The 25,012-nt window shown below is 56.3% G+C and carries 28 protein-coding genes, 2 pseudogenes and 1 other annotated feature; of the genes and pseudogenes, 19 read left to right on the forward strand and 11 right to left on the reverse strand.

The window, feature by feature from the left end; genetic code table 11:
• The 3 genes and pseudogenes from ACWVX6_RS08790 to glyA all read right to left on the reverse strand — a co-directional run.
• Positions 1 to 268: pseudogene (locus ACWVX6_RS08790) on the reverse strand (hypothetical protein); the annotation flags it as partial.
• Positions 269 to 543: 275 nt separating this feature from the next.
• Complete coding sequence (locus tag ACWVX6_RS08795; RefSeq protein WP_455152928.1) at positions 544 to 1,890, reverse strand: glucose-6-phosphate isomerase; 1,347 nt, start codon at positions 1,888 to 1,890, stop codon at positions 544 to 546.
• 223 nt (positions 1,891 to 2,113) lie between these two features.
• Positions 2,114 to 3,355 carry a serine hydroxymethyltransferase gene (gene glyA, locus ACWVX6_RS08800; RefSeq protein ID WP_455152929.1) on the reverse strand — a complete coding sequence of 414 codons (1,242 nt, stop codon included), beginning with the start codon at positions 3,353 to 3,355 and terminating at the stop codon, positions 2,114 to 2,116.
• A 210-nt stretch (positions 3,356 to 3,565) separates the two neighbouring features.
• Here glyA and nth point away from each other — a divergent pair, with 210 nt between their 5' ends.
• The 6 genes and pseudogenes from nth (at position 3,566) to ACWVX6_RS08830 (ending at position 7,820) form a co-directional block, all read left to right on the forward strand.
• On the forward strand, positions 3,566 to 4,204 hold the full coding sequence (nth, locus tag ACWVX6_RS08805) for an endonuclease III (RefSeq protein WP_110437348.1): 639 nt from the start codon (positions 3,566 to 3,568) through the stop codon (positions 4,202 to 4,204).
• An 87-nt stretch (positions 4,205 to 4,291) separates the two neighbouring features.
• Positions 4,292 to 4,541: a binding site (T-box leader), on the forward strand.
• 55 nt (positions 4,542 to 4,596) lie between these two features.
• Complete coding sequence (locus tag ACWVX6_RS08810) at positions 4,597 to 6,054, forward strand: anthranilate synthase component I family protein (RefSeq protein WP_455152930.1); 1,458 nt, start codon at positions 4,597 to 4,599, stop codon at positions 6,052 to 6,054.
• Positions 6,054 to 6,215, forward strand: a pseudogene (locus ACWVX6_RS08815) (glutamine amidotransferase-related protein); the annotation flags it as partial. The gene ACWVX6_RS08810 and the pseudogene ACWVX6_RS08815, both read left to right, overlap by 1 nt.
• Before the next feature lie 116 nt (positions 6,216 to 6,331).
• On the forward strand, positions 6,332 to 6,772 hold the full coding sequence (locus ACWVX6_RS08820) for a hypothetical protein (RefSeq protein ID WP_455152931.1): 441 nt from the start codon (positions 6,332 to 6,334) through the stop codon (positions 6,770 to 6,772).
• Positions 6,769 to 7,380 (forward strand): phosphoribosylanthranilate isomerase, encoded by a 612-nt coding sequence (locus ACWVX6_RS08825; protein WP_455152932.1) that lies wholly within the window; start codon positions 6,769 to 6,771, stop codon positions 7,378 to 7,380. The genes ACWVX6_RS08820 and ACWVX6_RS08825 overlap by 4 nt, the downstream gene beginning before the upstream one ends.
• Entirely contained in the window at positions 7,377 to 7,820 is a 444-nt protein-coding gene (locus ACWVX6_RS08830; protein ID WP_455152933.1) for a pyridoxal-phosphate dependent enzyme, read from the forward strand. The genes ACWVX6_RS08825 and ACWVX6_RS08830 overlap by 4 nt, the downstream gene beginning before the upstream one ends.
• 192 nt (positions 7,821 to 8,012) lie before the next feature.
• On the opposite strand, the gene rbr is transcribed toward ACWVX6_RS08830, so the two are convergent.
• A complete protein-coding gene (gene rbr, locus ACWVX6_RS08835; RefSeq protein ID WP_110437340.1) occupies positions 8,013 to 8,552 on the reverse strand; it encodes a rubrerythrin in 540 nt (179 codons plus the stop codon).
• Positions 8,553 to 8,624: 72 nt separating this feature from the next.
• Positions 8,625 to 9,008 carry a Fur family transcriptional regulator gene (locus ACWVX6_RS08840; protein WP_116705667.1) on the reverse strand — a complete coding sequence of 128 codons (384 nt, stop codon included), beginning with the start codon at positions 9,006 to 9,008 and terminating at the stop codon, positions 8,625 to 8,627.
• A 168-nt stretch (positions 9,009 to 9,176) separates the two neighbouring features.
• Between ACWVX6_RS08840 and ACWVX6_RS08845 the strand changes: the two genes are divergently transcribed.
• Positions 9,177 to 9,329 carry a hypothetical protein gene (locus tag ACWVX6_RS08845; protein ID WP_455152934.1) on the forward strand — a complete coding sequence of 51 codons (153 nt, stop codon included), beginning with the start codon at positions 9,177 to 9,179 and terminating at the stop codon, positions 9,327 to 9,329.
• 27 nt (positions 9,330 to 9,356) lie between these two features.
• Here the strand turns inward: ACWVX6_RS08845 and trhA are convergent, their stop codons facing one another.
• Entirely contained in the window at positions 9,357 to 10,010 is a 654-nt protein-coding gene (gene trhA / locus ACWVX6_RS08850; RefSeq protein ID WP_455152935.1) for a PAQR family membrane homeostasis protein TrhA, read from the reverse strand.
• Positions 10,011 to 10,356: 346 nt separating this feature from the next.
• Positions 10,357 to 11,322 (reverse strand): polysaccharide deacetylase family protein, encoded by a 966-nt coding sequence (locus ACWVX6_RS08855; protein WP_455152936.1) that lies wholly within the window; start codon positions 11,320 to 11,322, stop codon positions 10,357 to 10,359.
• A gap of 196 nt (positions 11,323 to 11,518) precedes the next feature.
• Here ACWVX6_RS08855 and ACWVX6_RS08860 point away from each other — a divergent pair, with 196 nt between their 5' ends.
• The 5 genes from ACWVX6_RS08860 to thiE are packed head-to-tail and all read left to right on the forward strand — an operon-like array spanning position 11,519 to position 14,482.
• Positions 11,519 to 12,049 (forward strand): DUF1836 domain-containing protein, encoded by a 531-nt coding sequence (locus tag ACWVX6_RS08860; protein WP_270576031.1) that lies wholly within the window; start codon positions 11,519 to 11,521, stop codon positions 12,047 to 12,049.
• A 5-nt stretch (positions 12,050 to 12,054) separates the two neighbouring features.
• Positions 12,055 to 12,531 carry a YbaK/EbsC family protein gene (locus ACWVX6_RS08865; RefSeq protein WP_455152937.1) on the forward strand — a complete coding sequence of 159 codons (477 nt, stop codon included), beginning with the start codon at positions 12,055 to 12,057 and terminating at the stop codon, positions 12,529 to 12,531.
• Positions 12,528 to 13,250, forward strand: a complete 723-nt coding sequence (locus ACWVX6_RS08870) for a nitrilase-related carbon-nitrogen hydrolase (RefSeq protein ID WP_455152938.1) — start codon at positions 12,528 to 12,530, stop codon at positions 13,248 to 13,250. Before ACWVX6_RS08865 ends, ACWVX6_RS08870 begins: the two co-directional genes overlap by 4 nt.
• A gap of 33 nt (positions 13,251 to 13,283) precedes the next feature.
• Positions 13,284 to 13,826 (forward strand): DUF6652 family protein, encoded by a 543-nt coding sequence (locus ACWVX6_RS08875; RefSeq protein WP_455152939.1) that lies wholly within the window; start codon positions 13,284 to 13,286, stop codon positions 13,824 to 13,826.
• 23 nt (positions 13,827 to 13,849) lie between these two features.
• The gene (gene thiE / locus ACWVX6_RS08880; protein WP_270580145.1) at positions 13,850 to 14,482 is read left to right on the forward strand and encodes a thiamine phosphate synthase; all 633 of its coding nucleotides are present in this window, start codon (positions 13,850 to 13,852) and stop codon (positions 14,480 to 14,482) included.
• A gap of 44 nt (positions 14,483 to 14,526) precedes the next feature.
• Here thiE and ACWVX6_RS08885 read toward each other — a convergent pair whose 3' ends face one another.
• Positions 14,527 to 15,126, reverse strand: coding sequence for a GerMN domain-containing protein (locus tag ACWVX6_RS08885; protein WP_117492111.1), 600 nt, complete (start codon positions 15,124 to 15,126; stop codon positions 14,527 to 14,529).
• A 226-nt stretch (positions 15,127 to 15,352) separates the two neighbouring features.
• Here ACWVX6_RS08885 and ACWVX6_RS08890 point away from each other — a divergent pair, with 226 nt between their 5' ends.
• Positions 15,353 to 16,075: a peptidoglycan recognition protein family protein gene (locus ACWVX6_RS08890; RefSeq protein WP_455152940.1), complete on the forward strand. Its 723-nt coding sequence runs from the start codon at positions 15,353 to 15,355 to the stop codon at positions 16,073 to 16,075.
• A 41-nt stretch (positions 16,076 to 16,116) separates the two neighbouring features.
• Here the strand turns inward: ACWVX6_RS08890 and ACWVX6_RS08895 are convergent, their stop codons facing one another.
• From ACWVX6_RS08895 to ACWVX6_RS08905, 3 genes are read right to left on the reverse strand one after another with little or no spacing between them, the layout of a single operon-like run.
• Complete coding sequence (locus tag ACWVX6_RS08895) at positions 16,117 to 17,484, reverse strand: MATE family efflux transporter (RefSeq protein WP_455152941.1); 1,368 nt, start codon at positions 17,482 to 17,484, stop codon at positions 16,117 to 16,119.
• 9 nt (positions 17,485 to 17,493) lie between these two features.
• Positions 17,494 to 18,858, reverse strand: coding sequence for a dipeptidase PepV (gene pepV / locus ACWVX6_RS08900; RefSeq protein WP_455152942.1), 1,365 nt, complete (start codon positions 18,856 to 18,858; stop codon positions 17,494 to 17,496).
• Between the two features lie 26 nt (positions 18,859 to 18,884).
• On the reverse strand, positions 18,885 to 19,553 hold the full coding sequence (locus ACWVX6_RS08905; RefSeq protein WP_337386862.1) for a Crp/Fnr family transcriptional regulator: 669 nt from the start codon (positions 19,551 to 19,553) through the stop codon (positions 18,885 to 18,887).
• 906 nt (positions 19,554 to 20,459) lie between these two features.
• On the opposite strand from ACWVX6_RS08905, the gene ACWVX6_RS08910 reads away from it, so the two are divergent.
• The 6 genes from ACWVX6_RS08910 to ACWVX6_RS08935 all read left to right on the forward strand — a co-directional run bounded on the left by ACWVX6_RS08910 (position 20,460) and on the right by ACWVX6_RS08935 (position 24,424).
• Entirely contained in the window at positions 20,460 to 21,155 is a 696-nt protein-coding gene (locus tag ACWVX6_RS08910; RefSeq protein ID WP_110437326.1) for a 4Fe-4S binding protein, read from the forward strand.
• A 151-nt stretch (positions 21,156 to 21,306) separates the two neighbouring features.
• Positions 21,307 to 22,329: a LacI family DNA-binding transcriptional regulator gene (locus tag ACWVX6_RS08915; RefSeq protein ID WP_188885664.1), complete on the forward strand. Its 1,023-nt coding sequence runs from the start codon at positions 21,307 to 21,309 to the stop codon at positions 22,327 to 22,329.
• Positions 22,330 to 22,337: 8 nt separating this feature from the next.
• Positions 22,338 to 23,111, forward strand: coding sequence for an alpha/beta hydrolase (locus tag ACWVX6_RS08920; RefSeq protein WP_455152943.1), 774 nt, complete (start codon positions 22,338 to 22,340; stop codon positions 23,109 to 23,111).
• A 2-nt stretch (positions 23,112 to 23,113) separates the two neighbouring features.
• Positions 23,114 to 23,608 (forward strand): N-acetyltransferase family protein, encoded by a 495-nt coding sequence (locus ACWVX6_RS08925; RefSeq protein WP_455152944.1) that lies wholly within the window; start codon positions 23,114 to 23,116, stop codon positions 23,606 to 23,608.
• A gap of 139 nt (positions 23,609 to 23,747) precedes the next feature.
• Positions 23,748 to 24,050, forward strand: a complete 303-nt coding sequence (locus ACWVX6_RS08930; RefSeq protein ID WP_110437322.1) for a DUF2089 family protein — start codon at positions 23,748 to 23,750, stop codon at positions 24,048 to 24,050.
• Complete coding sequence (locus ACWVX6_RS08935; RefSeq protein WP_455152945.1) at positions 24,050 to 24,424, forward strand: hypothetical protein; 375 nt, start codon at positions 24,050 to 24,052, stop codon at positions 24,422 to 24,424. Before ACWVX6_RS08930 ends, ACWVX6_RS08935 begins: the two co-directional genes overlap by 1 nt.
• Positions 24,425 to 25,012 lie beyond the last annotated feature (588 nt).

Below are 25,012 nucleotides of genomic sequence, written 5' to 3' on the forward strand. Positions count from 1 at the left end.
CAGGTACTCCTGATAGTTGCGTTGTTATAATTCCTCGAAATTTTTTCTTTGCTTTATAACAAGTTCCATTCACAAAGTACTCAACGATTGGGTACACTCTTCCATTTCCAGGAAACCCATATTGTTTAACAATACCGTCTGTCTTTTTTGTACACAATTTATTCTGTCTTTTTACAATGATATTGAAAATAACTCCTAGTAGAACTAATATTACACCAAGACCTCCAACTGTCATCAATTCTAACCATGCAATTTGTATTTCAGCCATAGTTTCATCACCTCAAGTTCCGATTTTTATATTTGATTATAAAATAGATGTCTGCTGTTTGCAATGTATATTTATAAGCTCATTTCCCATAAGTACACAATTCTGAAAAGAGAGAATTCTTTTGTATCATACAATAATTTTTGTGCTTCTTTCGAGGCATGAAAAGATGCCGAAGTTGCCTTCGGCATCTTTTGGGTATCCAGTATCGGTTATGTGCGTGATTTAGTGAAATCACCGGAGTTATACCCCATCAACACAAAGGGGAAAAGGGACGATCAGTCTTCCAGCTTGACACGTGCCTCGAGGTATTTTCTCCGCTCCTCGAAACCCGATCTGCCCAGAAGTGCAAACATATTCTTCTTATAATCCTCAACACCCGGCTGATTGAACGGATTTACGCCGAGCAGGTAGCCCGAAATGCCGCAGGCCTTCTCGAAAAAGTAGACCAGATAGCCGAAATGCCAAGCATCCGTGCGGTCGATCTCAATGATGATATTCGGTGTGCCGCCGTCCATATGGGCGATCAGCGTGCCCTCGTACGCCTTCTGGTTGACGTACTGCACGGTCTGACCTGCCAGATAATTCAGGCCGTCGATGTCCTCTTCGGTATGCTCGATGGTAATCTCGGAGCGCGGCTCCTTGACCCACAGCACGGTCTCGAACATGATGCGCGAGCCGTCCTGAATGAACTGACCGATGGAATGAAGGTCGGTGGAGAAATTCGCTGAGGTGACGAACAGGCCCTTATGGTCCTTGCCCTCGGACTCATCGAACAGCTGCTTGAGCCATTCGCCGAGCATGACGAGCGACGGCTCATAGTTTACCATGATCTCCATGGTCTTGCCCTTGAACAGCAGCAGATTGCGCAGTGCAGCATAGCGCGCGCAGTCGTGCAAGGAGCCTTGAGAATATTCCTCGCGGGCGGCAGCAGCACCGGCCATCACCGCATCAATGTCCAGACCGGCTGCAGCCATCGGCAGCAGACCGACCGGCGTGAGCACCGAGAAACGGCCGCCGATGTTATCCGGCACAATAAAGGTCTCGTAGCCCTCGTCATCCGCCAACTTTTTGAGTGCGCCGCGCTCCTTATCCGTCGTGGCGAAGATGCGCTCGCGCGCCCCCTCCTTGCCGTATTTGCTTTCGCACAGCTTTTTCAGCTCGCGGAAGGCGATGGCAGGCTCGGTGGTCGTGCCCGACTTCGAGATGATGTTGATGCAGAAATCGCGGTCACCGATCATCTTGATAATGTCGTTTAAGTAGGACGACGAAATGTTGTTGCCGGCAAAGTACACCTCCGGAATGCCCTCCGGGCGGATCTGGTTGTAGAACTGACCGTTTACGAACTCGATGGCTGCCCGTGCCCCTAAATACGAGCCGCCGATGCCGATGACGATCAGCACATCGCAGGTCTGCTGAATCTTCTTTGCCGCCTGCTTGATGCGCGCAAACTCGTCCCGGTCGTAATCCACCGGCAGATTCAGCCAGCCAAGAAAATCGTTTCCGGCGCCGGTGCCGTTCACGAGCGTGTCCTGCGCTGCCGCGACCTGCGCGGTGTAGTCCGCAATCTCGGCTTCGGTTCGGACAAATCGCCGGAGACCGGTCAGTTTCAGTTTAATTCCCATTACTGCATTTCCCCTTTTGTTATTTCCTCCAAGCCATTTGGCGGGATTTGCTCTCCCTCATGTATCTAAGTATAGCATACTGACGGAAAAAGGCAAGCATTTTGTTCAAACCTTACAAAAACTTTATCTGCTCGACTGTTTCCGACAGGTAATTTTGCATTATGCAAACCGAACAAAGCCAACAAAAAAGCCGACTCCAACAGTAGGGAGTCGGCAAAAAATGTTAGTAAATTGGAAAATTTGCGCAGATATCGCGTACATTTCGGCGGATATCGTTTGCCTTGTTGTCGAAATCAGTTGCGGCCTGCCAGATGAACTCGGCAATGCGGAGCATCTCCGGCGCACCGAAGCCGCGGGTGGTGACAGCGGGCGTGCCGATGCGCATGCCCGAGGTGACGAACGGACTTTCCGGGTCGTTCGGGATGGCATTCTTGTTGGCGGTGATGTACACCTCGTCCAGACGGCGCTGCAGCTCCTTGCCGGTCACGCCGGTCTTTCGCAGGTCGATGAGCATCAGGTGGTTGTCCGTGCCGCCGCCGACCAGATCGAAGCCCTGCTTCTGGAGTGCGTCCGCGAGCACGCGGGCATTGGTGACGACGCGCTGCTGGTACGCCTTGAATTCCGGCTTGAGCGCCTCGCCGAAGCAGACCGCCTTTGCGGCGATGACATGCTCGAGCGGGCCGCCCTGTGTGCCGGGGAAGATGGCCTTGTTAAACTTCTTTGCCAGTTCCTCATCGTTCGTCAGGATGACGCCGCCGCGCGGGCCGCGCAGCGTTTTGTGCGTGGTGGTGGTGACGACATCCGCGTAGGGAACCGGACTCTGGTGCAGGCCGGCAGCCACCAGACCGGCAATGTGCGCCATGTCAACGAACAGGTACGCGCCGACCTCGTGTGCGATTTCAGCGAATTTTGCAAAGTCGATGGCGCGCGGGTACGCGGACGCACCGGCGATGATCATCTTCGGCTGCTCCTTTTTTGCAAGGGCACGGAGCGCATCATAGTCAATGAGACCGTTCTCATCCACGCCGTAGGGTACGATATGGTACAGCAGGCCGGACTGATTGACCGGCGAGCCGTGGGTCAGGTGACCGCCGTTGTCCAGGCTCATGCCGAGCACGGTATCACCCGGCTTGCACAGCGCCTGATAGACCGCCATGTTCGCCTGCGCGCCCGAGTGCGGCTGCACGTTCGCGTATTTCGCGCCGAACAGCTGGCACACGCGGTGGATGGCGAGGTTTTCCACCTCATCGACGCATTCGCAGCCGCCGTAGTAGCGCTTGCCGGGATAGCCCTCGGCGTATTTGTTGGTCAGCACGCTGCCCATTGCCGCCATAACAGCCTCGCTGACGATGTTTTCCGAGGCGATCAACTCAATGTTGCGCGCCTGTCGTTTGTATTCCGCTTCGATCATACGTCCGAGTTCGGGGTCGAACGCCGTCACGAAGTCCATTGCTTGACGAACCATGATACAGCCTCCTGCTGGATAAGAATTTACTGTTATAATTAAACCACATTTTTCGCATGGAATCTATTGACAAACATCTGATTTTTGCCTTAACGCTGCAGCAGTTTATAGTGAAATTGTTACATTGTGCATTTTTGTGCAAACAGTTGCCCTTTTTTCGACGATATGTTACAATACCAGTAGGATTATTTGGGGAGAGAGGATAACAAAATGACTAAGAAAGAACGTGCCGCCGCCGTTACCGAGCTGCTGAAATCGGTCTATCCGGAGGCGGTCTGCGCCCTGCATTATACACACGATTATGAATTGCTGTTCGCCACCCGGCTTTCCGCGCAGTGCACGGACGCGCGCGTCAATATTGTGACAGAAAAATTATTCAAGCAGTTTCCGACCCTGCAGAGCTTCGCGGATGCGTCCGAGGAGGAGATTGCCGAGGCCATCAAGACCTGCGGGCTGTTCCGCACCAAGGCGCGCGACCTCAAGGCGTGCGCCATGATGCTCATCGCCAATTACGGCGGCAGGGTGCCGGATACCATGGAGGAGCTGCTCAAGCTCCCGGGCGTCGGCCGCAAGACCGCCAACCTCATCCTCGGGGATATTTTCGGCAAACCCGCCATTGTGTGCGATACGCACTGCATCCGGCTGTCCAACCGGCTGGGCTTCGTCAAGAACGAGAAGGACCCGGTCAAGGTGGAGAACGCCCTGAGAAAGCTGCTCGACCCGGCGGAGTCGTCCGATTTCTGCCACCGGCTGGTGCTGTTCGGCCGCGAGCACTGCACCGCCCGCAGCCCGAAGTGTGAGGGCTGTCCGCTCGGTGCGGTGTGCCCGTCGTATCCCATTGCGAAATAACATAGAGAAAAAGTAGGACTTTGAGAAAAAACATAGAAAATCCACTTGACAAATTCTCATCGTGGGAATATACTGATTTCAGAAAAAGCAAAACCGCAGAACAAGAGTGAGTAAGAGCGAGACCGTGCTTCCAGAGAGCTTTCCGGTGGTGTGAGGAAAGCAGCAGAGGACGTTACTGAATGGACTTGTGAGGGCAGCCTCAAATCCGAAAGGAGAGTATGGCTGACGGGAATCCCGCCGTTACCATGGGAGCGTGTGTGTTTGCACACGACAGAGTGGACGTTTTTGTACGTCAATTTGGGTGGTACCGCAGAAGTAACAGGCTTTTGTCCCATGATGCACTTGCATCATAGGATGAAAGCCTTTTTTGTTTGTAAATGGAGGAAAACACAATGATTACCCCAAGCTGTGATGAGATTTTAGAACTCGCGAAGGAGTATACGACCATTCCGGTCTGCCGCGAGATCTACGCCGATATGACAACGCCGATCGCGCTGCTGCGCCGTTTGCAGACGCGTTCCGACCGCTTTTTCCTGCTGGAGAGTGTCGAGGGCGGCGAAGAATGGGCGCGCTACTCGTTTCTCGGCTACGACCCCATCCTGCGTGCAACCTGCAAAAACGGCACGGTAACGCTCGAGGGTACGGTCAACAAGACGGTCAAGACCGACAAGCCGCTTACCGTGCTCCGTGAGGTGCTCGGCGAGTACCGCGCACCGCGGCTTGAGGGTCAGCCGCCGTTCACGGGCGGTTTCGTCGGCTACTTCGCGTATGCGATGCTTGGCTACGCCGAGCCGACGCTCAAAATCAAGCGCGGCGCATGGGACGATTTCGACCTGATGCTGTTCGACAAGGTCATCGCGTACGACCACCTCAAGCAGAAGATCGTGCTCGTGGTCAACATGAAGACCGATAACGTGATGGAGAATTACGGCAAGGCGTGTGCGGCGCTCGAGGGCATGGCGGCGCTGATCAACGACCAAACCCCGCTGCCGCCGCTCAAGGCAACCGGCAGGCCGAGCTTCACCTGCAACGTCACCGAGGCGCAGTACGCCGACATCGTGGAAAAGACCCGCGAATACATCTTTGACGGCGATATCTTTCAGGCCGTCCAGTCGCGTCAGTTCTCCAGTCCGTATCAGGACAGCCTGCTTTCCGCGTACCGCGTGCTCCGCACCACCAATCCCTCGCCGTACATGGTGTTCCTCTCCATTGATGGGGACGAGATCATGTGCTCCTCTCCGGAAACGCTCGTCCGTCTGGATAACGGCCGCCTGACCACCTTCCCGGTTGCGGGTTCGCGTCCGCGCGGCAAAACGCCGGAGGAGGATAAGGCGCTCGAGAACGAGCTGCTTGCCGATGAGAAGGAGCTTTCCGAGCATAACATGCTGGTCGATCTGGGCCGCAATGACCTCGGTAGAGTTTCCAAGATCGGCACGGTGGAGGTCACCGATTACATGATGATCCACCGCTATTCCAAGATCATGCACATCTGCTCGCAGGTCGAGGGCGACATTGACGAAAAGTACGACGCCTGCGACGCCATCGAAGCCGTGCTCCCGGCGGGCACCCTGTCCGGCGCACCCAAGATCCGCGCGTGCGAGATCATCGAGGAGCAGGAGAGCGAGCCGCGCGGCGTATACGGCGGCGCACTCGGCTATCTGGATTTCACCGGCAATATGGATACCTGCATCGCCATCCGCATGGCTGCCAAGAAGAACGGCATCGTGACCGTGCAGGCGGGCGGCGGCATCGTCGCGGATTCCGTGCCGTATAACGAGTATATGGAAAGCGCAAACAAGGCAAAGGCAGTTATGAACGCCATCGAGCGTGCATCGGAGGTAGACGGATAATGATTCTCCTGATCGACAATTACGATTCTTTTTCCTATAACCTGTTTCAGCAGGCGGCGGCCATCCAGCCGGATATGCGCGTTGTCCGCAATGACGCGCTCACCGTCAGCGAAATCGAGGGACTGAATCCCTCGCACATCATTCTTTCTCCGGGGCCCGGCTATATGAAAAACTTTCTGTCTATGTAAAGTTTGACCAGAACCGTAGGGCGGGCTGCCCTACGGAGAAGATATCAATTAGTAATGATATAGTAGATGTAATAGAAAGGTCGATATAAATGATTCAGCTTGCAATTCACGAGGCCATCAACGGCCGAGATTTGGACTATACCATCGCTCGTGCAACAATGGAGGAAATGATGGACGGCACCGCGACCGACATCGAAATGGCAACCCTGCTGACGGCGCTCCGCATGAAGGGCGAAACCATCACCGAGATTACCGCCTGCGCCGAGGTCATGCGCGAAAAGGGCGCGCACATCGAGCCGAAGGGCGCGGTCATGGATATTGTCGGCACCGGCGGTGACGAGGTCGGCTCGTTCAACATCTCCACGACCGCCGCGTTTGTGGCGGCGGCAGGCGGTGTGCCGGTTGCAAAGCACGGCAACCGGTCGGTTTCGTCCAAGTCGGGCGCAGACGCGGTTCTGGTAGGCGAGTACCTCATGCGTGCCGCAGATAAAAAGCAGGCGCTCGATGCACTGCGGGAGGCCGCAAAATGAAGCTGAAATTCTGCGGACTAACCCGCAAAGCGGATATTGAAGCCGCGAACGAAACCAAACCGGACTTTATCGGCTTCGTGTTCGCGGAGAGCCGCCGGCATGTGTCGGATTTAGACGCGGCGCGGCTCAAGGAGCACCTTGACCCGCACATCAAGGCGGTCGGCGTGTTCGTGAACGATGAACCCGAGCATATTGCCGCGCTGGTGCGCGAGGAAGTCATCGACATCATCCAGCTGCACGGCGGCGAGAGCCTGCATTATATAAACAAGCTGCGAAAGCTGACAAGCGCGCCCATCGTCTACGCGGTGCGCGTGGAGACCCACCGCGACATTGAGCAGGCAGACACCCTGCCGGTGGACTATCTGCTGCTGGATACCTATGTAAAGCACGCCTACGGCGGCAGCGGCAAAACGTTCGACTGGTCGCTGATCGGCAAGGTAAACCACCCGTATTTTCTGGCGGGAGGCTTAAATGAAACCAACGTCCAAAGAGCCGCACAGACCGGCGCGTATGCGCTCGACCTGTCCAGCGGCATCGAAACGGACGGTGTAAAGGATATGGACAAGATGCGCCGCGTATCGGCGCTTGTGAAAGGAGCAAACCAATGAGCAAGGGACGTTTTGGCGTACACGGCGGTCAGTATATGCCGGAAACGCTGATGAACGCGGTTATCGAGCTGGAGGAAGCCTACAACCACTATAAGAACGATCCGGAATTCAACGCGGAGCTGACCGAGCTGCTGAACAACTACGCAGGCCGTCCGTCGCGCCTGTATTTTGCGGAGCATATGACAAACGATCTCGGCGGTGCAAAAATCTACCTCAAGCGTGAGGATCTCAACCACACCGGCGCACATAAGATCAACAACGTGCTCGGTCAGGCGCTGCTGGCGAAAAAGATGGGCAAGACCCGTCTGATCGCAGAGACCGGCGCCGGTCAGCACGGCGTTGCGACCGCGACCGCCGCCGCTCTCATGGGCAGGGACTGCGTGCCGCACGTCAAGGCGTACGTCAAGAGCATGAAGGACGCGGTACGCTCCGCAAACTAAATAAAAACGAGGGGAAAACGGTTGTTTCTCCCTCGTTTCATATTGATTATGGTGTAATGTTTTGCGTTGATTGTTCATGTTATCGTAGGGCGGGATGACCTCATCCCACCGTTTCCCAACCCGTTTGCACATTCGTAAATAAAAATGGAGAATGGTAAATCAAAAGGTTCATTCTCCATTCTCCATTTTCAATTAGTAATTGTCAGCCTTGAGTTCAAAGTAGGCTTTAGGATGCGCGCAGACCGGGCAGACCTCTGGCGCCTGTCTGCCAACCACGATATGTCCGCAGTTGGAGCACTGCCATACGCAGTCGCCGTCGCGGGAAAAGACCAGCTTGTCCTCGACATTCTTGAGCAGCCTGCGGTAGCGTTCCTCGTGCTCCTTCTCGATTGCGCCGACCATCTCGAACAGGTCCGCGATGTGGTCGAAGCCCTCCTCACGCGCCTCTTTGGCGAAGGTAGCGTACATGTCGGTCCACTCGTAGTTTTCGCCCTCTGCGGCAGCCTTGAGGTTGGCTGCGGTGTCATCAATGCCGCCGTTGAGCAGCTTGAACCAGATTTTCGCGTGCTCCTTCTCGTTTGCAGCGGTCTCCTCGAAGATTTTCGCAATCTGCACATAGCCGTCCTTTTTCGCCTTGGAGGCAAAGAACGTGTACTTGTTGCGTGCCATGGATTCTCCTGCGAATGCGGTCTGCAGGTTTGCTTCGGTGCGGGTGCCCTTGAGTTCTGCCATAATAGTTATCCTTTCTCCGTTTTTCCTATTCTTCCTGTCTCTTTTGACGGTCAGACCGTTCTGACTGCTCTTTTAGTCTTTCCTGCAAGCGCTGCAAATACCCTCGAACAGAATTTCGTACCGATGCAGCTCCACGCCGGAGGAATCCTCCACGCGGTCGATGAGATCGGTGACAGGCGGCATAAATACATCAAAAACGCCGCCGCACTTGGTGCACCGCACATGATAATGCGGCTTGATGTTGAAATCAAAGTGATCGGCACCGGTCGGCACAGGCACGCGCAAAATCTCGCCCTGAGCTGCCAGCTGGTTCAGATTGCGGTAAACCGTGGCCTTGCTGATGGTCGGGTGCTGCGCCGCGATAACGGCATAAATCGCATCCGCGGTAGGGTGGTTGTGCATCTGATTCACTGCCTGCAATACAATCTGACGCTGAATGGTGTTTCTGGTCTGCATAAAATGCACCTCCTTTATTAGTATTGCTTATTAATTAAGAGTATATTGCAAATCCATATTTTTGTCAATCGGTAAGAAGTACTTTTTTGAATAATGTATGGGAATAGATTTTGAAAAGGTTGCAGGCGATACGGAGAGTAATATAAACCGGGGAATGGAGATGGCAGTATGGATCGAACGGAGTTAGAAAAATATATACGGAATGATTATGGTACAGAGCCGGATTATCCGTGGATAAAGTATCCGAATTATGAAGTGTTCCGCCATAGCAGTAATAAAAATGGTTTGTCGGGTGCGGATGAAAACAAAAACGAGCCGTGAATCACATGAAGATTCACGGCTCGTTTGTTATAGTACATAAAGAAACACCATCAGATAATGACAAACGCTGCCGACGATTACGAACAGATGAAACAGCTCATGAAACCCGATCATTTTACCTAAATTCGGCTTTTTGGCGATATAGATCACGCCGCCGACCGTATACGACATACCTCCGGCAGCCAGCAGGGCAATGGCAGGCGAGGGCATGGACAGCACAACTCCGAAATCAAACGCGATCGCCCAGCCGAGCGCGAGGTACAGCGCGGTGCCGATGAGACGCGGCGCGTCAATCCACAGCAGCTTGATGGCAATGCCGGTCAGCGCAATCAGCCAGATCACGCCGAGAAAGATATAGCTGCGCGGCGCAGGCATGAATTTGAGAATAATCGGCGTATAGCTGCCCGCGATCAGCACATAGATCATGCTGTGGTCGAGCTTTTTCAGCCGCCGCAGGACGGCTTCGCCGCGGCCGGAGAAATGGTACACGCTGCTTGCGGAGTACAGCGCAATCAGCGACAGGCAGAACACCACGGCAGCCGCCGCAAGCGAGCCGGTGACGGACGAATCGAACAGCAGCCGCACGAGCAGCACGAACAGTCCGGCGCCGCTGAGCACCGCACCGATGAAATGAGAGTAACTGGAAAACGGCTCACGGGCCTTGAGAAATGCACGAGGCATACAAACTCCTCCTTTTCGCTATGTAGAGTTAAAAACTATATCATGTCTGTTATGATACCATATTTTTCGGAAATTGCAAGTGCTTTCTCTAAATTGTCACCATGAAAAAAGCACCGTCTTTGTTAATCAAAGACAGTGCTTGGGCAATACCGCACAATTAAAGCTGCGGCGCTTTGCGGAAATTTTATGCCCTGACTTTATAGCGGTTCCTTGCGCAGGCTCCGGTCGCGCTGCCGCTGATTCTGCGGTAATACATCAAGTATTACCGCAAAACCACGCCTCGTCAGTCCGTAAAATTTACTCGCAAATCGCTCTTGCTTAATTATGCGATACTGCCCTTGAAAAATCAGGTATACGATTTCGGAATCTTTATGGTTCTCTCCTGTGCGGGAAGGTGCCGGGCGACTTCCTGCCGGATTTTTTCATTTTTTATCATGGTCGGCATGTGCGCCCGCACGGTAATATCGTGCGAGGCGTTCGGATTCGCCGGAAGAATATCGCTCAGTTTGGTGTCCATCGTGATGCGGTAACGCGGCAGATCGGTCAATCCGCGCCGGATAGACGCCGTTCCGGTGTTGGTCAGTACGCTGACCTGGATACCGTTTTTCTGCAGCAGCGGCTGCATCCATTCGTCGCGCGCGCCGAACGGATATGCGAAAAACAGCACGTTTTTCTGGCTGGTATTTTGCGTGATGAGGTCAATGCTCTGCTTGAGGTCCTCGCCGACACGCTTGTTATACGCCGCCTGCGACTCGCCCTTCAGCCGCTGGATGCCGTTGATGCCGTCCGGTGCGGTCAGTCCGCCGTACTGCGGGTTGTGCAGGTTGTAGGTGTGAGAGGCCAGCTCCACCAGACCGCTGTCGGCCATTTCGGCTGCCTCATCCCACTTGAGGAAAAAGCGGTTCGCTTCCGTATTGTCGTTTGCGCGAATGCTTTTGCCGATCAGCGCAATGACGGCTTTCATGCCGGTTTTCTGCAGAATCGGGTACGCAATATCGTAATTGGAGCGATAACCGTCATCAAAGGTGATCATGACCGGCCGCTCGGGCATGGCTTCCTTTCCAGCTCGGATGTTGATCAAATCCGCCGAGAGCAGCGGCGTGTAGCCGTTGTATTCCAGATATTCCATGTCCTCCTGAAACCGCTCGCCGGTGATGGTCATGCTCGTCACGGCGGACGGGTCGTTCGTCAGGTTGTGATACATCAGAATCGGAACCTTCGAGGCAGTATTTGCCGCGCTGCAGCTGATGCAGGATACAAAAAATGCACCTGTCAGTCCGAAAAGGACCAGGCGTTGCCAGAATTTTTTCATATGTAAGCCTCCTACCGCTTATTGTTCGTTCAGTATACCATATTACAGTGGATTTGTCGAGCGGCATAACTCTTGCGTGAAGCGCGCAAAAGGCTTATAATAATAGCATTGCAGGCCGCACGGACAGACAGAAAATTGCGTGTTTCCGTTCGGCATTGTATTTGTTAAAAAATTGTAAAAAGATGAGGTGAACGCCATGCCGCGGCTGGAGAAAACCATAGAAGCGGTCTTTGCCGACCGCGATATCATGCCCGACGAGGTGCCGCAGCTTGACCTGTATATGGATCAGGTGCTGACGCTGTTCGATCAGTGTCTATCAGGCAGCAAGCGCACGCCGGAGGACAAGCTGCTGACAAAAACCATGGTCAACAACTACGTCAAGGAAGGGCTTATGACGCCGGTGAAGGGCAAAAAATACACGCGCCAGCAGATCATGCAGCTGCTCTGCGTGTACCATTTGAAGCAGACGCTGCGCTTAAACGATGTGAAGGCACTGACCGGTCGGGATGATGTAGACTTTGCGGCGTGCTACGAGCGGCTGCTCGCGGACAAGAAGCGCATGCGTGAGGCGATTCCGCCGCTGCTGACCGCCCAGCTGCCCGAGACGCCGGATGACCCGGAGGAGCGGCTGTGCACATGCCTTGCGCTCAGCGAAATTGCAAATTATTTACGTCGGCTGTGCGAAAGCATGATCGACGATATCCCGCAGCAGACAGAAGGAGATTGAGACCCATGTCCATCGAAAAAGCAAAAGCGTATCTGCGTCAGTTCGGTACAGAGGATCGCGTGATCGAATTCCCGGTGTCCAGTGCGACCGTGGAGCTGGCCGCCGAAGCTGCCCACTGCGAACCGGCACGCATCGCAAAAACGCTGTCGTTCCGCACGAATGACGGCGTGATCCTCATCGTTGCGGCAGGCGACACCAAGATCGACAACCCGAAGTACAAGGCGCGGTTCGGCTGCAAGGCGCGGATGCTCGCGTTTGAGGAGGTCGAGCCGGAGATCGGTCATGCGGTCGGCGGCGTGTGCCCGTTCGGCGTGAACGACGGCGTAACCGTCTACCTCGATGAATCGCTCCGACGGTTCGAGACGGTATTCCCGGCGTGCGGCTCGTCCAACTCAGCCATCGAGGTCACCATCCCTGAGCTGGAGAAATTCTCCGGTTTCAAGGCCTGGGTGGACGTCTGCAAGGGCTGGAGAGAGGCGTGAGCACGGTTGCCATCGGGCAGTTCGGCGCCGGAGAGGACAAAACTGCCAATCTCAGGGAAATAGAGCACATTGCACAAACAGCTGCGGAAAATAAAGCAAAAATGCTGTTTTTGCCGGAATACAGCATGTATTACGCAAAAGTGAACGCACGGTCGAAAAATATCGAGGCCGCAGAGCCGTGTGACGGCGCGTTCATTATTGCGCTCGGTGAGCTTTGCCGGAGATACGGCCTGTGGATTGCCGCAGGCATGTACGAGCGCACGGACGGTCTGCCGTACAACACGATTGCGGTTCTTGACGACCGCGGCAGTCTGCGCGGAACGCACCGCAAGAGGCGCTTGTACGATGCGTTCGGCTACCGGGAATCCGACGAGTGCCGGGCAGGGAAGGAGCCGTTTTCTCCCATCGAGACACCCGCCGGGAAACTGGGTATCATTACCTGTTTCGAGCTTCGGTTTCCGGCGCTCGCCGCCGAGCAGAAGGCGCGCGGCGCCGAGACGCTGTTCGTTCCGGCAGGCTGGGTGCAGGGCGAGAACAAGCTGCTGCACTGGCGCACCCTGCTGTGCGCCCGCGCCATCGAGAACGGGCTGACCGTGCTCGGCGCAGACCAGACCGCGCCCGGGCAGTTTATCGGGCACAGCATGGCGTTTGCACCGGACGGCACCGCGCTCGGAGAACTCGGGGAAGAGCAGGATTTGCTTATCGTGAAAATAAATTGATGAAAATTAACATGCGGTGAAAGGGGAGAGCGAATGAAGGCTGCCAAATGCTTTATCATCTGTGAAATCGTTTGCTTCGTCGGTCTGGCGCTGTCGTATATTGGTTACGCCAGTCAGTCATTAGAAGCATTGAGCAGGTATTTTGTACTGGGTGTGTTCCTGTTCAGCCTGCTGATTCTGTTGCTTTCCGTCTGCAATCTGATTGCGGCAGCACGCGTGAAGAAACGGCTGAACGACCCTGCAATTCGTTCAACAATCTGGAAATTGGTTGTGTCCATGAAGCTGATTGCCATTCCGATGTTTCTTGTAAATTTTCTCTACGGCATTATTTACGGCGTATTTTCGGTGATTTTTGTGTTTACCGCACCAATCGTGCTGATGGAAATTCTGGTTGCCTGGTTTGCCATGATGGCCTCGTCCGGCTACTGCATCGCGCTTGTTCTGTATGCGCGAAAGCAGGGCAAAATCAGCACCGGAACCGCAGTCCGGCAGGTCATTTCCCAGTTTATCTACGTTGTTGATGTTATCAGCCTGTTTTTCATTCGTAAGACGGTGAAAGAATGCGAAACGGCATAATAAGTTTAAAAAGGAGTATAATCATGCAGTTTGATCCTACATTATACGTTATTACGGACAGTACCTACCACACGACCGAGACCCTGCTCCACGCGGTGGACGAGGCGTGCAGGGGCGGTGCAACGCTCATTCAGCTCCGCGAGAAGGACACCGGCGGACGCAGCTACCTTGAGCTGGCGCAGCAGGTCAAGTCTATCACCGACCGCTACAGCGTGCCGCTCATCATCGACGACCGTGTGGACGTTGCCATTGCCTGCGACGCAGCCGGCGTGCACGTCGGCGCGAGCGACCTGCCGGTGGCGGTCTGCCGCAGGCTGCTCGGCCCGGATAAGATCGTCGGCGCGACCGCCAAGACGGTCGAAGCAGCCGTTGCCGCATACAACGACGGCGCGGATTACCTCGGCACCGGCGCCATTTACCCGACGACCACCCACGTTACCACCAAGGTTACGCCGGTCTCCGTGCTGAACGATGTGTGCCGCGCCGTGCCGATTCCGGTGGTTGCCATCGGCGGCCTGAACGCGGATAACATGGACGTGCTGGCGGACAGCCCCATCAAGGGCATCGCCGTGGTCTCTGCTGTCATGAAGGCGGACGATCCGTGCGCGGCTGCCGCTCATATCAAGGAAAAGTTCCTGAAAATGATGAATAAGTGAGAAAAAGCTCTGAAACAGGTGTTTCGGAGCTTTTCTTTTACAGGTCAGTTGTTCGGTTCGATCGCGTAATCGTAGACCTCGTGTCCGCTTTCGAGCACCTTGCCGTCCACGGTGATGAGCACTGCGGTTGCGCCGCGCGCCTGCGCGAACGTGTTGACCAGTGCGTAGATCTTGAGCGTTTCACCGGCGGTGCCGGAGGCACGGATCGCCTCGCCGAAGGCGGCATTCATGTCGAGCGTGAGCGTGCCGTTCTCGAGCGACGAGGACTGCACCTTGACGCCCTCGGGCAGCGAGCCTGCGGCGATGAGTGCGTCCACAAGCGACTGGTCGGAGTCGTCCTTCGCGTCTGCGCCGGTCGGCGTGAGCGTTTCACCCTGTTCATCCGGAACGTAGATCGTGACCGACTCTGTGCCGCTCGGATTGGGGTTTTCCGGCTGTACGGCAGGTTTATCGGTCTTGGAATCGGACGGTTTTCCGGAATTGCTGTCGTCCGGCGTTTCCGGCGTGGTCGGGTTCTCCGGCTCGGTAACAGCAGGCTTTTCCGGCTCATCGGCGGGCTTGCTGCGGACATATCCATATACACAGGCTGCGGCGACTACTGCAATGATCGCAATTACGGCTATAATAACTTTTGAGCGTTTCATTGTAAACGCCTCCTTTCTCTTACAAGCTTATTGTATCAAGCCAGACGGGAAAATACAAGGGATATACTGTTAACAAACGGCGGCTTTTTGCCCCGGTTTGGGCGTCCTCTGTTTTTTTGCACCGATCCGTTGGGGTGCAGAAAAATTTCTCGAAAATTTTCAAAAAGTTGACCATTCACGGTCAATTTTCACCTCCATCCGGCATAGGGTTGAAGGAGGTGACGCAATGATGAACATTGCATTCAAACAGGCGCACAGCGGCAACTACCGCCGAGCCGCACGCGGAAAGGAGGATATCTGCTATCTGGTGATTCACTTTACGGCGAACGACGGCGATACCGCGAAAAATAACGCGGATTACTTCGCTCGGGCGGAGATTTCGACCTCAGCGCACTATTTTGTGGACGAAAACGAGGTTTGGCAGTCGGTCCGCGACGCGGATATCGCATGGCACTGCGGCACGCGCGGCGTCTATTTCCACCCGTACTGCCGCAACGCGAACAGCATCGGCATTGAGCTGTGCAGCCGCAAAAACGGCGAGAAATTCTACTTTATGCCCGAGACCGTGCGCCGGGCGCAGGCGCTGACGCGCGAACTGATGGCGAAATACGGTATTCCGCTCGAAAATGTTGTGCGCCACTACGATGTTACGCACAAAAACTGTCCTGCGCCGTTCGTCGAGAGTGCATCCGCGTGGACAGCATTCAAGCAGGGGTTACAGAAAAAGGAGGAACCTGACATGACCGAAGCCGAGGTAAAGAAGATCATCGAGAGCACCCGCAGGACGTACAACAGCGTTTCCGCCGTTCCCGCGTGGGCGAAGCCGACTGTCGAGAAGCTGACGCGCAAGGGCTGGCTGCTTGGCGATGAGCACGGAAAACTCGACCTGACCGAAGAGCTGCTCCGCACGCTGGTTATCAACGACCGCGCCGGAATCTACGGCGAATAAGCGCAAAAGAGGCTGTAAATTAAATTTACAGCCTCTTTTTGTTACTTTGTATTCTGATAGGTCAAACCCTTTTTTCGGATGATAAACAGCTGGATATAGTACGATGCCGCAAGGAATACCGCTGCGAATGTCCACGCAGCCGCGTCCGTGTAGAACAGACCGCGCTCGCCGATGACCTTGGTCAACAGCAGCGATGCACCCACACGGCCTGCGAACTCGGTCAGACCGGAGAGCATGGGCGCGGTCGTAAAGCCCATGCCCTGCAGGGCCGAGCGGTAGGTGTGCAGCACATAGGCGGACAGTAAAAACGTGCTCATGACGACCAGATAATCGTATGCGACCGACAGCGCCTCGGCAGCGTTGGCAGCATCCGCGGAGATGAACAGGGCGACAACGTGACGGCCGAACAGGATCATGCCCGCCGCCAGCAGCGCGGAAAAGCTGAGCGCCAGCACAAGCGTCGAGCGGACACCCATCCGCACGCGGTCAAGCCGGTTTGCGCCCCAGTTCTGGCCGGTATAGGTCGAGGCGGCGTAGCCGAACGCGGACGCGGAGCAGTCCATCAGACCGTGCAGCTTGTTGGTCGCGGTAAAGCCCGCGAGGAACACAAAACCGCAGGTGTTGATAACCGCCTGCATGATGATGCCGCTGATGACGATGACGAAATGCTGCAGCGCGAGCGGCAAACCAAGATGGCACAGCCGCCGGATCACACTGCCGTTCGGCTGCCAGTCCGGCTTTTCGACGGACGCAGCCGGGATTTTCCGCAGCGCAATGACGCAGTACGCGAATGCAAACAGCTGCGCGAGCAGCGTCGCGGCGGCAGCGCCCGGAATGCCCCAGCCGAAGCGGATAACGAACAGCAGGTCGAGTACAATGTTCAGACATCCGGCAGTAAACATGGCAATAAGCGGACTTTTGCCGTCTCCGAGTGCGCGGAGAATCGCCGCTGCCATGTTGTACGCCATCGTGATGAGCGTGCCCGCATACATCATGGTTAAATAAATGTGCGCGCCGTCATAGATGTTCTCGGGCGTGTCCAGCAGGTGCAGCAGCCAGCCTGCCGAGGATACGAACACCACAGTCAGCAGGATGCCGACTGCCGCGCACAGCAGCACGGACATGGTGATGGCCTTGCGCAGTCCCTTCTTATCGTTTGAGCCGAAGGTCTGCGACACGAGCACGGAAAAGCCCTGCGTCATGGCCTGCACGGTCCACAGCACCAGCCAGTACAGCCAGTCGGTCGCGCCGAGTGCGGCCAGCGCCTCCACACCGACACCGCGCCCGACGATGGACGCGTCTGCGACGGTGTACAGCTGCTGACCGACATTTGTCAAAATCAGCGGTACGGCCAGTCCGAGAATGAGTTTTGTCGGACGGCCGACGGTCATATTTGTCTCTCTGCTCATACAATCTCCTTACTTTGCCAGTTCGTATATTGCCGCCGCGATGATTTCCGCGTTCTGCAGCACGCGCTCGATCTCCATGTACTCGTCCGGCTTGTGCTCGCGCACCTCATCGCCGGGGAAGATCGGGCCGAATGCGACAAGGTTCGGCATGGACTTGGCATAGGTGCCGCCGCCGATGCTCTTCAGCTCGGCCTTCTCGCCGGTCTGCTCCTCATATACCTTGGACAGTCTGCGGATGAGTTCGCTTTCGGGCGGCATGTAAATGGCCGCCGCGTGGGTCAGCTCGGTTTCGGTAAAGCCGCCGAGCGTGAAACCGCGCGACAGACGCGGGTACACGCGCTCGTATTTCAGGGTGACCGGGTAGCGCACCGAGAAAACGAGCGACAGCGTTTCCTGCTCAAATTTTGCCACGCCGAGGTTGAGCGTCAGCGGGCCGGACAGCTCATCGCGCATGGCGAGACCGAGGGACTCGCCGTGCACCTCCATGCCGATGCGCTCTGCCACAAATGCCATGCAGTCGCCAAGCTCGCCGGTCAGCGGCAGCTGATTGAGTGCCTGCGCCAGCCGTCCGATGGCATTTTCGCCCTGCTCCGGGGTCGAGCCGTGAACGGCAATGCCCTCGGCTTCCACGCGGATGCCGCCCTCGATCGGCGTGACGGCTACCTTGTCCGCCGAGATTTTGGAAGCCGCGTCCGCCGGACACTGCAGCTCCGCCGCCGCATACGCCGGAGAGATGTTGGAGGCAGCACCGCCCTCGAACTTTGTCAGGCGGTAATCGCCGGTCTGGTGCAGCTTTCGGCTGTAAGTGCCGTTGAGAATGCCCTTTTCGCCGTTGATGATCGGGTATTCGCCGTCCGGTGTGAAGCCGTACACCGGCAGCTCGCCGCCATGCGAAACGTACCACGACATATCGCCGCAGCCGGTTTCCTCGTTGGTGCCGAACAGCAGACGGATGCGCTTGGAGGGGGCAAATCCGGCATCCTTGAGCGCCGCCAGCGCGTAGATGGCCGCCACCATCGGGCCCTTGTCGTCCATCGTGCCGCGTCCGTAAATACGGCCGTTTTTGATTTCGCCGGAAAACGGCTCGGTCTCGGTCCAGCCGTCGCCGGCGGGCACAACGTCCAGATGACCGAGCACAGCCACCATTTCCTCGCCCTCGCCGTACTCGCACCAGCCGACGCGGTCGTCCATATTGCCGGTCCGGAAGCCCAGCTTTTCGCAGAGCGCAAGCGCTTCGTGCAGCGCACGGGCAGGCTCGCGGCCGAACGGCGCATGCTCCTCCGGCACGCCTTCTACGCTCGGGATGCGCACGAGCGCGGCAAGACTTTCCAGCAGTTCGTCCGCATGTGCGCGGATATAGGGTTTGCAGTTCATAATAAAAACCTCCTTAACAGGGTGGATTATTCATCGGATTGGGAATGATTGAGCACAAAATGGCTCTTTTTGTATGCGATAAGTCCGTCGCGCTGCATGCGGCTCAGCTCGGCGGACAGCGCACTGCGGTCCACGCCGAGGTAGTCGGCAAGCTGCTGACGGTCAAACGGAATGTCGAACGTGTCCGAGCCGTGCTGCACCGCCTGTGCGGACAGGTACGACAGCAGCTTGCCGCGCATGGATTTCGGACTTGTGTGGAAGATTTTTCGCGTCAAAAGCAGGTTTTTCTGCGCGGTGACGTCCAGAAGATTGCGTAAAAGCACACTGTGCGCGCTGTCCTGCGCGGCAGAGGAGAGCAGCGTTTCGCTCGGCAGGAACAGTACCTCGGACGGCTCGTCCGCCACCGCGGAGACCATCATGGGCGTGCCGGGGACGCAGGCGTATGTTTCAGCGAATACCGAACCGGGCGTAATGCGGTCGAGCAGCGTCTTGTGGCCCCATGCGTCGCAGCGCTCGATATTCACGCCGCCCGAGAGCAGAATGCACAGCGCATGCGCGGTATCGCCGACGCGGTAAATCGGCTGAAATTTGTCAAATTCACGCGTGCAGGCGTGCAGACGGCGCAAAAGCGGAGATAACTCTGCGGTTTCAATGCCGCGGAACAGACCGCAGCGTGCAAGGATGGACAGGTTCATATTTCCTCCTGTTTTGTTGTTGGGACAACATACTTTGCCTTCTCAGTATAGTAAGATATGAGCGTAAAGTCAAGCGGGACACACGAACCGCGCAGGCGGTTCGCCCGAACGGGGCGGCAGCTTTTTCAGCACCGACTGACCGGGGCACGCGAACTGCGTTAGCGGGTTCGCCCTGTCCGGGCGGAGAGTTTTCCGCTGAGCCTCAGCGGGGAGATTCGCCGTCTGCGGACGGCGGGGACGTGCCGCGCCCCGCGGCGGGGGCAAAAAGGAAGGACAACCTGCGGTTTTCCTTCCTCTTTGAACTCCTGCCTTTCCCTTGCTTCCTAATCTGGCGCAGATTGCCGACATGTGACCGCTCCGAAAAGGAGAACGGCAGAGGATTTTTTCTCTGCTACGGACGAACTACCTTCGGAGTCCGTCCTCTTGAGCAACCTATTCGCAGGGTCAGATACCGTACTGCTACACATACGGTTTACTCTACGCAGGCGCGACATAACAGTGTCGCGCAACTCTTTGACACGTTGTAACGCACGGCACCTGCGAATTTAGACGTTTGGTACAATTTATCCTCGTAGGTGCTGTCTATCATAACGCGCTTACGAATTGCGCGGCACGGTTATGCCGCGCCTGCGTTGATTAACCCGTATGTGTAGCAGTACGCTATCTGAGAACTGCGAAAAGGCGGAGAAAGACACGCAACGGTAACCCGACTGCCGTTCCCCATTTTCGAAGCGGTCACATGTCGGCAATCTGCGCCAGACTCTCCAAGGGAAAAGGGGAGATTCACAAGAGGGTGGAAAACCGCAGGTTGTCTACCCTCTTGTGCCCCCGCCGGGTAGGCGGCCCCCCGCTGGCTCAGCGGAACCATCTCAAGACAAGAAACAGGATATATAAGGAGAAAACACTATGATTCGCAAAATTATCGAAATCGACAAAGAAAAATGCAACGGCTGCGGCCTGTGCGCCCACGCCTGCCACGAGGGCGCCATCGGCATGGTGGACGGCAAGGCCACTCTGCTCCGCGACGACTACTGCGACGGCCTCGGCAATTGCCTGCCGGTCTGCCCGACCGGCGCCATCTCGTTCGTCGAGCGCGAAGCCGCCGCTTACGACGAAGCCGCCGTGCAGGCCAATATGCAGGCAAAATCTCAGCCGCACACCGGATGCCCGGGCAGCATGGCACGGAGCATGGAACGCGCCCCGGTCAATCAGCCGGCCTCGTTCATTCCGATGCCGAGCCAGCTGCGCCAGTGGCCGGTGCAGATCAAGCTCGTGCCGGTGAATGCGCCTTATTTTGACGGCGCAAGCCTGCTCATCGCGGCAGACTGCACCGCTTACGCGTACGCAAACTTCCATCAGGATTTTATTCGAGGGAAGGTAACGCTCGTCGGCTGTCCCAAGCTGGATGATGTGGATTACAGCGAGAAGCTGACCGAAATCCTCCGTCAGAACAACATCAAAAGCGTAACCGTTGTCCGCATGGAGGTGCCGTGCTGCGGCGGACTGGAATACGCCGTCCGCACCGCGCTGCAGAACTGCGGCAAGCTGCTGCCGTGGCAGGTGAAGACCATTTCCATCAAGGGCGAACTGCTGGACGATTGACCGATTTCTGTCGATTTCACTGATTTGCATTTGCAATTTTCGTTCGAAACATGTAAAATAAAAAGGTAACACCACAAAGCACCGCAGTCAAATTGTGTGGTGGTGCCTTTGGAATGACACCGCGCAACGCGGTATGTAGGAGCGAAAATTCATGGCAGTCACTTTGGCAGAGATCGCTGCGCTGGCGGGCGTTTCCCGCGGTACGGTGGATCGGGCACTTAACGACAGAGGACGCGTCGATCCCAAGGTTGCGGCACGCGTGCGCCGCATTGCGGCAGAGCGAGGCTACCGCCCGAACCGTGCGGGACGCATGCTGGCACGCGCGAAAAACCCGATCAGGATCGGCGTGATCGTCCAGTCGGTCGAGACCATGTTCATGCACACGGTATTTGAGGAGATCGAACGCGCATCGGCGCACTTTACCACCACCGGCGCAGAGGTCCTCGTGCGGCCGCTTGAGGGCATCGATGCACAGCAGCAGCTGGACGTGATCGACGAGCTGCTCGAGGCAGGCGTGCAGGGCATCGCGCTTTCTCCGGCGGAGGACGAGCGGATACGCGCCCGTATTCAGGAGCTGTCCGGGCGCATGCCGGTCGTTACCTTCAACTCGGATCTGCCGGACTCGGGCCGCCTGTGCTATGTCGGCGTGGACAATTTCGCGTGCGGACGCATGAGCGCCGGTCTGATGGATCTGCTGCTCGCCGGTCACGGGGAAGTCCTGCTGGTTGCCGGTCAGGAAAACAACTGGTCGCATCAGCAGCGTGTGGACGGCTTTCAGACCGAGGCTGCCGCAAATTTCCCCGGTTTGAGCCTGCTGCCGCCGCAGACCTGCGGTGACGATCAGCAGCTGGCGCATGATATTGTGTGCCGCGCCGTGAAGGAGCATCCGTCGCTGCGCGGTGTGTACGTTTCGGTAAACGGTCAGCTCGGCGCGTGCGACGCGCTGCGTGAACTGGGTTTACAGGGCAAGGTGCACCTGATCTGCCACGATTTGATTCCGGCAAATGCGGAGAATGTCCGCCGCGGACTCATCGACTTCCTGATTGATCAGGATGCCGCCCTGCAGGGCGCCCGTCCGATCGAACTGCTCATGGACTACCTGCTGGCAGGCGAAAAGCCGGAGACCGACCGCATTCTCGCGTGCATTGATATCCGCAACCGCTACAACGTGTGAGGTGCGCGATGAAAGAGGTTTTGCGGCTCGATCACGGCGTTTTGACACATTTTCCGGCACCGGCCGGACGGAATAAGCCTGCGCTCATCCTGTGCCCGGGCGGCGGCTACGAATACTGCTCTATTCGGGAGGGCGCACCGGTCGCGCGTGCGTTTGCGCGGGACGGTGTGGAAGCGTTCGTGCTCGAGTACGACTGCACGGAGGTGCCGCTTGGCGTAAAGCCGCTGCACACGCTGTCCGCGTCTGTCGCCTGGGTGAGAGCACACGCGGCACAGCTCGGCATCGCGGCAGACCGCATTGCGGTCGGCGGATTTTCGGCGGGCGCCCATCTGGCGGGACTGCTGGCAGCAACCTGGCACGACGCAGACTGGTTTCCCGCGGGCACGGATCTGCAGGCGCACCGACCGAATGCGGCGGTGCTGTGCTATCCGGTGGTCTCGGCGGGAGCGTATGCACACCGCGGCAGCTTTGTGCGTCTGGCAGGTGAAAATGCTGCGGAACAGCGGAGGTTTTCACTGGAAACGCTGGTTTCCGCGCGCATGCCGCGTACATTTTTGTGGCACACCCTGACGGACGCGACCGTTCCGGTCGAGAACACACTGCTGCTCGAGGCGGCTTTGCGCCGAGAGAACATCAGTCACGAGCTGCACCTGTTCCCGCACGGCGTGCACGGACTCGCGCTCGCGGATTTGGAGACAGCCGACCCGATGAAAGGGCGCGTGCCCGACCGGCATATAAACCGCTGGCAGGCGCTCTGCGCGGAATGGCTGAAGGAGGAATAACAATGCAGATTCGACACACCCGGCCGGAGGATCTTCCGGCGATGCAGGCAATTTTCGCGGACGCGCGGGCGTTTATGCGCGAAAATGGCAATCCCGATCAGTGGGGAGACAGATTCCCGACGCAGGAAATGTTGGACAAGGATCTTGCACTGCACCGCAGCTACGTCTGCGAGGACAACGGCAAAATCGCAGCGACCTTTGCGTTTACGACCGATGGCGAGCCGACCTACCGCGTCATTCGCGGCGGGGCCTGGCTGGACGATGCGCCGTACGGCGTTGTTCACCGTATCGCGGCGGCTAAGGGCACGCATGGCGCGGCTTCGTTCTGCATGAACTGGTGCATGGAGCAGTGCGGCAACATCCGCATCGACACGCACGCGAACAACAAGCCTATGCAGGGTCTGCTGAACAAGCTCGGCTATACCTATTGCGGTGTCATTGAGCTGGAAAACGGGCGCGGAGAACGTCTGGCGTTCCAGAAACGAGTAGAAAAGTAAGTAAGAATTGCAGAATGGCATACCGGAGAGAATCTCTCGGTGTGCCGTTTTTTTTGTTCTCGGACTTTGATAAAATTAAAGATTGACTTTAATATAATTTAATATTATAATGAAGTTACAATGAAAGGAAGTGATAGCCGTGGCAATCGAGGTAATGCCGGAGTGGCTTGCATCGCTGGACGAGGAGGACGTGTCGTTCATCAAAAAATTCGTGCTGGCGTCGGGTTCGCTCAAGGAGGTCGCGGGCATTTATGGCGTGACCTACCCGACCGTGCGCCTGCGTCTGGACCGTCTGATCCAGAAGATCAGGCTTGGCGAGCAGGCGGACGAGGAGCCGTATATCGCGCTCATCAAGCGTCTTGCGGTCAAGGACAAGCTGGATTTTGACACGGCGAAGCTGCTCATCAACGAGTACAAAAAGCTGAGAGAGGGGAATAAATAATGCTGATTGCAACGGTTTCTACAATTATTTCGATGATTTTTCTGATCGCGTTTGTCGCGGCAATGATTATTTTGCAGGTCTATCTTTCCAGACGGGAGAGCAGACTGCCGGGACTGGTTTTGCCTGCCATCACGTTTTCGGGGGAGCTGTTCATCCTGCTGAACGTGGTGACGAATGTGGTGATGACCTCGGTGGCTGACAATGCGGTTGGCGGAGTGGATTCGTACAGCGTGTTCGTGACGGTGATCAACACGGTGCTGACGCTGCTTGTTATCTCCATGCCGACCATCGTGCTGCTGGTGATCTACTTCCTCTGCCGCAGAAGGATGAACCGCAAAAAGCAGATCGAGAAGATGAATATTCAGGATTTGTGAGTTTTTCGCTGAAATTCAGCGGGACATGGCCTGCCCGGCCGGGGCACAAGAGGGTAGACACCTGCGGTTTCCACCCTCTTGTGAATCACCCCTTTCCCTTGGAGGGCACGGTGGTGATGGGAGAACTGAGACTATAAAGGAACGGCAGAGGATTTTTTCTACCGTAGGGGAGCACAGTGTGCTCCCATTTCTTTACCTATTCGCAGTGTCAGATACCGTTCTGCTACACATAAGATTAAGTCCACGCAGAGGGCGGCATGACAGTGCCGCCCAATTTTTTTGCGCGTTATACCGCCCGGCACCTGCGGATTTAGATGTTTGGCACAATTTATCTTCGCAGGTGCTGTCTATAATCACCAACTAACGGGTTGCGCGACACGGGCATGTCGCGCCTGCGTAGACTTTCCGGTCTGTGTGGCAGTAATGTATCTGGTACTGCGAACAGGTTACGAAAAACACGGAAGAAAAAATCCTCTGCCGTTCCCCATTTCGAAGCGGTCGCCGGTCTCTGATCTGCGCCAGACTATCTAATAAGGGAAAGGTAGGAGTTCAAAGAGGAAGGGAAACCGCAGGTGTCCCTTCCTTTTT

Source organism: Butyricicoccus sp., from assembly GCF_977037065.1.

What these genes read in the sequence shown, in the direction of transcription:
- ACWVX6_RS08795 (WP_455152928.1), bottom strand. Translation starts at nt 1,890, where the DNA reads ATGGGAATTAAACTGAAACTGACCGGTCTCCGGCGATTTGTCCGAACC.
- glyA (WP_455152929.1), bottom strand. Translation starts at nt 3,355, where the DNA reads ATGGTTCGTCAAGCAATGGACTTCGTGACGGCGTTCGACCCCGAACTC.
- nth (WP_110437348.1), top strand. Translation starts at nt 3,566, where the DNA reads ATGACTAAGAAAGAACGTGCCGCCGCCGTTACCGAGCTGCTGAAATCG.
- ACWVX6_RS08810 (WP_455152930.1), top strand. Translation starts at nt 4,597, where the DNA reads ATGATTACCCCAAGCTGTGATGAGATTTTAGAACTCGCGAAGGAGTAT.
- ACWVX6_RS08820 (WP_455152931.1), top strand. Translation starts at nt 6,332, where the DNA reads ATGATTCAGCTTGCAATTCACGAGGCCATCAACGGCCGAGATTTGGAC.
- ACWVX6_RS08825 (WP_455152932.1), top strand. Translation starts at nt 6,769, where the DNA reads ATGAAGCTGAAATTCTGCGGACTAACCCGCAAAGCGGATATTGAAGCC.
- ACWVX6_RS08830 (WP_455152933.1), top strand. Translation starts at nt 7,377, where the DNA reads ATGAGCAAGGGACGTTTTGGCGTACACGGCGGTCAGTATATGCCGGAA.
- rbr (WP_110437340.1), bottom strand. Translation starts at nt 8,552, where the DNA reads ATGGCAGAACTCAAGGGCACCCGCACCGAAGCAAACCTGCAGACCGCA.
- ACWVX6_RS08840 (WP_116705667.1), bottom strand. Translation starts at nt 9,008, where the DNA reads ATGCAGACCAGAAACACCATTCAGCGTCAGATTGTATTGCAGGCAGTG.
- ACWVX6_RS08845 (WP_455152934.1), top strand. Translation starts at nt 9,177, where the DNA reads ATGGATCGAACGGAGTTAGAAAAATATATACGGAATGATTATGGTACA.
- trhA (WP_455152935.1), bottom strand. Translation starts at nt 10,010, where the DNA reads ATGCCTCGTGCATTTCTCAAGGCCCGTGAGCCGTTTTCCAGTTACTCT.
- ACWVX6_RS08855 (WP_455152936.1), bottom strand. Translation starts at nt 11,322, where the DNA reads ATGAAAAAATTCTGGCAACGCCTGGTCCTTTTCGGACTGACAGGTGCA.
- ACWVX6_RS08860 (WP_270576031.1), top strand. Translation starts at nt 11,519, where the DNA reads ATGCCGCGGCTGGAGAAAACCATAGAAGCGGTCTTTGCCGACCGCGAT.
- ACWVX6_RS08865 (WP_455152937.1), top strand. Translation starts at nt 12,055, where the DNA reads ATGTCCATCGAAAAAGCAAAAGCGTATCTGCGTCAGTTCGGTACAGAG.
- ACWVX6_RS08875 (WP_455152939.1), top strand. Translation starts at nt 13,284, where the DNA reads ATGAAGGCTGCCAAATGCTTTATCATCTGTGAAATCGTTTGCTTCGTC.
- thiE (WP_270580145.1), top strand. Translation starts at nt 13,850, where the DNA reads ATGCAGTTTGATCCTACATTATACGTTATTACGGACAGTACCTACCAC.
- ACWVX6_RS08885 (WP_117492111.1), bottom strand. Translation starts at nt 15,126, where the DNA reads ATGAAACGCTCAAAAGTTATTATAGCCGTAATTGCGATCATTGCAGTA.
- ACWVX6_RS08890 (WP_455152940.1), top strand. Translation starts at nt 15,353, where the DNA reads ATGATGAACATTGCATTCAAACAGGCGCACAGCGGCAACTACCGCCGA.
- ACWVX6_RS08895 (WP_455152941.1), bottom strand. Translation starts at nt 17,484, where the DNA reads ATGAGCAGAGAGACAAATATGACCGTCGGCCGTCCGACAAAACTCATT.
- pepV (WP_455152942.1), bottom strand. Translation starts at nt 18,858, where the DNA reads ATGAACTGCAAACCCTATATCCGCGCACATGCGGACGAACTGCTGGAA.
- ACWVX6_RS08905 (WP_337386862.1), bottom strand. Translation starts at nt 19,553, where the DNA reads ATGAACCTGTCCATCCTTGCACGCTGCGGTCTGTTCCGCGGCATTGAA.
- ACWVX6_RS08910 (WP_110437326.1), top strand. Translation starts at nt 20,460, where the DNA reads ATGATTCGCAAAATTATCGAAATCGACAAAGAAAAATGCAACGGCTGC.
- ACWVX6_RS08915 (WP_188885664.1), top strand. Translation starts at nt 21,307, where the DNA reads ATGGCAGTCACTTTGGCAGAGATCGCTGCGCTGGCGGGCGTTTCCCGC.
- ACWVX6_RS08920 (WP_455152943.1), top strand. Translation starts at nt 22,338, where the DNA reads ATGAAAGAGGTTTTGCGGCTCGATCACGGCGTTTTGACACATTTTCCG.
- ACWVX6_RS08925 (WP_455152944.1), top strand. Translation starts at nt 23,114, where the DNA reads ATGCAGATTCGACACACCCGGCCGGAGGATCTTCCGGCGATGCAGGCA.
- ACWVX6_RS08935 (WP_455152945.1), top strand. Translation starts at nt 24,050, where the DNA reads ATGCTGATTGCAACGGTTTCTACAATTATTTCGATGATTTTTCTGATC.